The organism is Microcystis sp. LSC13-02, assembly GCA_002282935.1.
GTDB lineage: Bacteria > Cyanobacteriota > Cyanobacteriia > Cyanobacteriales > Microcystaceae > Microcystis.
The window spans coordinates 1-4,958 of the sequence record MTBT01000314.1; the positions used below are offsets into that span (position 1 = coordinate 1).

At 42.0% G+C, this 4,958-nt stretch carries 7 protein-coding genes and 1 pseudogene; 4 read left to right on the forward strand and 4 right to left on the reverse strand.

Annotated features, from left to right (window positions below; translation table 11 throughout):
* Positions 1-141: 141 nt before the first annotated feature.
* Positions 142-414 carry a hypothetical protein gene (locus BGL89_RS19495; protein WP_286827177.1) on the reverse strand — a complete coding sequence of 91 codons (273 nt, stop codon included), beginning with the start codon at positions 412-414 and terminating at the stop codon, positions 142-144.
* Positions 415-616: 202 nt separating this feature from the next.
* Here BGL89_RS19495 and BGL89_RS19500 point away from each other — a divergent pair.
* Together BGL89_RS19500 and BGL89_RS19505 are read left to right on the forward strand one after the other, a co-directional pair.
* Positions 617-1,056, forward strand: a pseudogene (locus tag BGL89_RS19500) (transposase); the annotation flags it as partial.
* Between the two features lie 49 nt (positions 1,057-1,105).
* The gene (locus tag BGL89_RS19505; protein ID WP_286827178.1) at positions 1,106-1,342 is read left to right on the forward strand and encodes a hypothetical protein; all 237 of its coding nucleotides are present in this window, start codon (positions 1,106-1,108) and stop codon (positions 1,340-1,342) included.
* Between the two features lie 61 nt (positions 1,343-1,403).
* Here BGL89_RS19505 and BGL89_RS19510 read toward each other — a convergent pair whose 3' ends face one another.
* The 3 genes from BGL89_RS19510 to BGL89_RS19520 form a co-directional block, all read right to left on the reverse strand.
* A complete protein-coding gene (locus BGL89_RS19510) occupies positions 1,404-2,738 on the reverse strand; it encodes an FAD-binding oxidoreductase (protein WP_286827179.1) in 1,335 nt (444 codons plus the stop codon).
* Between the two features lie 240 nt (positions 2,739-2,978).
* Entirely contained in the window at positions 2,979-3,098 is a 120-nt protein-coding gene (locus BGL89_RS19515) for a photosystem II protein Y (protein WP_286827180.1), read from the reverse strand.
* A gap of 65 nt (positions 3,099-3,163) precedes the next feature.
* Positions 3,164-3,715 (reverse strand): gamma carbonic anhydrase family protein, encoded by a 552-nt coding sequence (locus tag BGL89_RS19520; protein ID WP_286827181.1) that lies wholly within the window; start codon positions 3,713-3,715, stop codon positions 3,164-3,166.
* A 108-nt stretch (positions 3,716-3,823) separates the two neighbouring features.
* On the opposite strand from BGL89_RS19520, the gene BGL89_RS19525 reads away from it, so the two are divergent.
* Positions 3,824-4,339, forward strand: coding sequence for a TIGR02652 family protein (locus tag BGL89_RS19525; protein ID WP_158202360.1), 516 nt, complete (start codon positions 3,824-3,826; stop codon positions 4,337-4,339).
* A 16-nt stretch (positions 4,340-4,355) separates the two neighbouring features.
* Positions 4,356-4,814 carry a VOC family protein gene (locus BGL89_RS19530; RefSeq protein WP_286827182.1) on the forward strand — a complete coding sequence of 153 codons (459 nt, stop codon included), beginning with the start codon at positions 4,356-4,358 and terminating at the stop codon, positions 4,812-4,814.
* Positions 4,815-4,958 lie beyond the last annotated feature (144 nt).

Genomic DNA, 4,958 nt, shown 5'->3' on the forward strand with positions numbered 1-4,958 from the left:
AATCAGTATAGCACAATAAAAGTTAAGTTAACAAGCTATAGTTTAAAAAGCCGTCCTTTTAGGACGGGGCTTTAACCCAAAATTTCGGTAAAACAGCAAGCGACACAGTCCATCCTTACCCAGTGCTTTAAAACTTGGCAACTATTGGTTGACTTCGATTTTTTGCCTGGTTTTCTCGTTTCGAGTAAAATAGGTGTGATTTCTGGGATTTAACCAAGAGTTCTTAAGTTTAGCAACAATCTCAGTTTTAGCGGGTTTATTAGGACAAATAGTAACCATTGCATGAGCATACAAGTGAGAGCGCATTAAGTCGGAACCCTTCCAAGACTTCTTGATTTTATCTTGTTTGGCAGAAGTATCGCCTGAAATTTGATAGGAATATCCTAACCCTAGATAAGCTTGAAATTTTCTCAAACTAATATCGTGATCACCTCTAAAATAAGGTTTCCCATTAACTAGGAATCTCTCGATAGGATAGCAGTGCAAAAGCAGTAAACTTTGAGTAACAGTGCCGAAAAGAAATTGTTCAAATACTCGACAATAATCATTAAACTGCTCTAATTCCAGAATTTCTCTTAAGTTTAGCTCCTTAACTGCGATTCTATCCTGATAGGTGATAAAACGAAGTCCTACCCAAGTAAGGAAATTCTTAAAATCCCTGGGAATGAAATGTTTAAAAGTAGGTTCTCTTCCTTCTAAAGCTGACCCAGATGAACAAGAAGACTACAAAGTTTTGTTTGGTGTTTTGAGAGACTTTTCGTTAAGTCACCGAGCGGGCGTAAATGCTTTAATGTTTGAGGAGCATTAAATGCGATAACTCATGAAGTTATTATGGTAACATATGACACTTATATTACAGCAGCTCAAGTCTGTGAACTCCGGTCAAAAATAGCTGATTTAGGACTAATAATTTCCATCACTCTAGTATTAGATAATGCCCGTTATCAAAAATGTAAAATTGTTGAAAAATTGGCTCTTTCTTTGTCAATAGAGCTACTCTATCTGCCGTCTTATTCACCTAATCTAAATTTAATTGAAAGGCGGGGTAAAACAGTACCATGATTTTTATTTTATTGTCTCTGGTTTTTCCCTTATTTTGCCGAGAATGTCTCCCAAAAACAAAATCGCTTTGGTTTTTATTTTTTCAGGATTAATTAGTGCTGTTGGGTTAATTTTAGCTCTCCCATCAATCAAAGGACAACGACAAATGACTAACACTAGGATAATTAATTGGAGTAGTTCTGACGCAAAAATCAGTGGTTTTTTTGCTGTGGGGGAAGTGACGAAAAACGACTTGCGACGGGTTCCCCCTGCTGGTAGCGATAGAGAACGCGAGATTTGACAACTTGCGATCGAACTCGATAAAATTCGTGAGGGGTATCTACTTAGACTAAATCGAACCCCTACTCCTTTGCTTCCAACCATGCTCGCATTTTACCCGGATTGTTCAATCCGTAGGGATCGGCGAGTTTTTTAAATTCTAGTTGCAGCGGATTAATCTGTCTGCTGCCGCCATCTTCCATGATATAAGTGTGAGGATTGGCAATAGCTGCCCCCTGTTGTTCATAGATAGCAATAATCTCATTTAATCGAGTTTCTGTGGTAAATTCTAGCAAGGGAAGACCGGCGGGAATAACTTTACCTTGAAATTTCAAAAATTCTAGGTGCATCATTATTTCCTCCCCAAAATAATTATAGAGTTTCTCTACCGTGGCTAGATTAAAATAAAAAGCTTGTAGATAAGTTATTTTGGGGTTAAAACTACGCGCATGGAGAGTGGTATGATTCCAAGTAAATTCTAAGATACTGTTGCCTTTTTGAGTTTCTTCTGGCGTTTTATAGTAGGTAAGTTCACCATTATATTCTTGAATTAAAGACTCTAATGCAACTCGATCGCTGTCCGATACTATTAACAAAACTGCGGCTTTTCCTGTGGTTAAATAATCCTTAAGAGCAGTAAAATAAGCGGGAATTGGCCAAGAGTGAACACTAACCATTTTCTTGACAATGCCATCACTATCACTAAGAGCTTGACCGAATTTAGCGGCAGTGATAAAATCGGCAAAAGTAACGATAAATTCTGCCCAAGGATAACAGGGAGCGAGGGCTATTTCTAACTCGGTAATAATGCCATTTGTTCCGTAGGCATGATTGACTTTTTCTACCTCATTCCCCCGTAGTTCGATAATTTTTGGTTCCGCTTCTAGGGTGACTAATTGCACTGCTTGCAGATTGCCCCTATCCTTCAATTGTCCATAATTAATTGAACCCATGCCCACACTGCCACCCCCGATAAAACCGCCAATTGTCGCCGTCCGATAGGTAGAGGGAGCCATTCTTAATTCCCAACCGATTGCGCGAGCTTGTTTATCAAAAAATGCCATTTTTACCCCCGCTTCTACCCGGGCTGTACCCGGTTCGATCGAGATAATTTTTGTTAGTTTGGTTGTATCTAAAATTACTCCTCCCCGCAAGGGAACACATTGACCATAATTACCTGTACCCGCACCTCTGACAGTTAAAGGAATTTGGTATTTAACGCAGGTTTTAGCGATGTCGATAACTTCTTGGCTATTCTGGGGACGAATGACTAAATCAGCCCGTTTATCTCGCAGTTGTGCCTCTAAAATGGGACTAAAATGATAATAATCTAAGGAAAGTTTCGCCACTTGCCCCGGATCGGTGATAATTTCCAGATGGGAAAGTTCTTGAATGAGATTTTGACAGTTAGATTTCATGGTTAAGTAGGGTTTGCTGAAAAAGTTATTGGTGGGGTTAGGATTCAGGATTCAGGATTCAGGATTCAGTCCCGATGAAAAGATTTTCACCACTAGAGATGAAATAGGTTTCCTTCCCTACACCCCACACCTCACATCCTACACCCCACACCCTACACCCCAATCAGCGATCGCCGCTTGGGGAAAAATTAAAAACCGACCGCCTAGGCGGTCGGTTTTACTAAGAATTATAAACTTTTATTAACTTTGTTTGCTGAGAAACTGTTGAGCTTGTCTAATAGCGGCAGCGCCGATATTGAAGAAAGCCCAGCCAGCAGCGATAAGCAAAGGGGTTAAAACGATTAACACTCTCCAGTCCATAGATTTCGTTCTCCTCGATCGGTGCTTAAAAGATTGTTACTTGATTCTCATTTTATATTTATACCCTAATCCGCCCGTTTTGGGAATCCAGTATCAGTAGCTTTTCCCCCATGAACGAGGGCAAGTTTAGCATAGCGCTCGGCGTGTTCGATCAACTCTTGAGCCTCCTGTGGCGACACTTCCCGGACGCGTTTAGCAGGAATGCCCACCACTAAAGATCGCGGTGGTATATCTTTTGTGACGATACTACCCGCCCCGACAATACTACCCGCCCCGACGCGCACACCATCGAGAATCACTGCCCCAATGCCGATTAAACAACCGCGTTCAATATGGGCTGCGTGAATTACCGCCCGATGCCCGATGGTGACATAATCTTCAAGGATAGTAATTTTGCCCGGATCTCCGTGTAGGATCGCCCCATCTTGGATATTAGTATAAGCCCCAATTTCGATGCGTTCCACGTCGGCGCGCAATACCGCCCCATACCAAACACTCACCCCCACAGCTAGGGAAATATCGCCCATTACCGTGGCATTAGGGGCGATAAAAGCCGCTTGACTGACATCGACAATCGGCCAGAAATTAGAAGTTGATCTTAAGTTATCTAAAGACATGGGAGGATCTGCACTAAAGTCGAAAGAGAATACCCGTCCAATTTGGTTGGGTATAATATGGATAGGATTATTGGTACAAAGATAGCAATTCTTAGTTTAGGTTCTTCCATGATCAATGCAAGTTTACAATACCCTGTTTTTGGCCCCGATATCCATTGTCCTCACTGTCGGCAGCTAATCCCCGCCCTCACTTTGACGGATACCTATTTGTGTCCGCGCCATGGGGCTTTTGAAGCCGATCCCAAAACGGGTGAGTTGGTTCACTTGCAGTCAGGACGACATTGGCGACTCTGGAATGGTGAGTGGTATCGTCAACACACTCACCCGGATGGTATTCGTTTTGAGATTCACGAAGCACTCGATCGCCTCTATACTCAAGGATTTAAGGCGACTAAAGTAATTATTGCCAACCGTTATCGCGATTTAGTTAGTTCCTACTTAGAACGTAACACCGCTTGGCGGGGTAATGGACCGGGTGAAGCCGCTATTCCCCGTCTCTACGGTTTACCAGTAGAATTTAGCCCCGATGCTCCCGATGAACCCTGTTGGGATGTAATTAATTTTGATCTGGAAAAAGAACCGGGGGTTCCCAAACGTTATCCCTATTTTCGTCTTTTTGACTGATTACTGATCACTGAAAATGCACCATGCTTCTATTCGTACCGCTAATATCCATCGGGCGATCGCTTTTTACCAACTTCTCGGTTTTACCCTAGAGGAAAGATTCACCACGGGTTATACTTTGGCCTGTTGGCTAACGGGGTTAAACGGACGCATCGAATTAATCCAAATTCCTCAACCGAAACCCGCCCCCGATGCCTTTAGTGATCAGCATTATGTGGGTTATTATCACTTGTCTTTTGACCTAACAGAAAATGTCAGCAATTTACCAGAATGGTTAGAAAAATTAACAAATAACTTTCAGCAAGCTCATCAAGAGGATGCCGATTTATATCAACCTTTAAACATTCTTTTGCCACCCCAACAACAGATGATCGGCGATCATGTCTATGAAGTCACCTTTATTGCCGATACAGACGGGTTACCCCTGGAATTTATCCGTCGTTTAACGCCGAAATCAGCGACCAAGGTATTGTAAAGTTTCAATACAAATATAGTCAGATATAGTCAGGCATGGTAATATATAGACAGGAAACTATCAGACTAGGCAAAAAAAACAGGAATAAGTTATCGAACGGCTTGGAGGTGGTGGAAACAAGGGAATTTAACAGGCTATCAATTG

Coding starts and splice junctions, on each gene's coding strand:
- BGL89_RS19505 (WP_286827178.1), top strand. CDS start 1,106: ATGTCTCCCAAAAACAAAATCGCTTTGGTTTTTATTTTTTCAGGATTA.
- BGL89_RS19510 (WP_286827179.1), bottom strand. CDS start 2,738: ATGAAATCTAACTGTCAAAATCTCATTCAAGAACTTTCCCATCTGGAA.
- BGL89_RS19515 (WP_286827180.1), bottom strand. CDS start 3,098: ATGGACTGGAGAGTGTTAATCGTTTTAACCCCTTTGCTTATCGCTGCT.
- BGL89_RS19520 (WP_286827181.1), bottom strand. CDS start 3,715: ATGTCTTTAGATAACTTAAGATCAACTTCTAATTTCTGGCCGATTGTC.
- BGL89_RS19525 (WP_158202360.1), top strand. CDS start 3,824: ATGATCAATGCAAGTTTACAATACCCTGTTTTTGGCCCCGATATCCAT.
- BGL89_RS19530 (WP_286827182.1), top strand. CDS start 4,356: ATGCACCATGCTTCTATTCGTACCGCTAATATCCATCGGGCGATCGCT.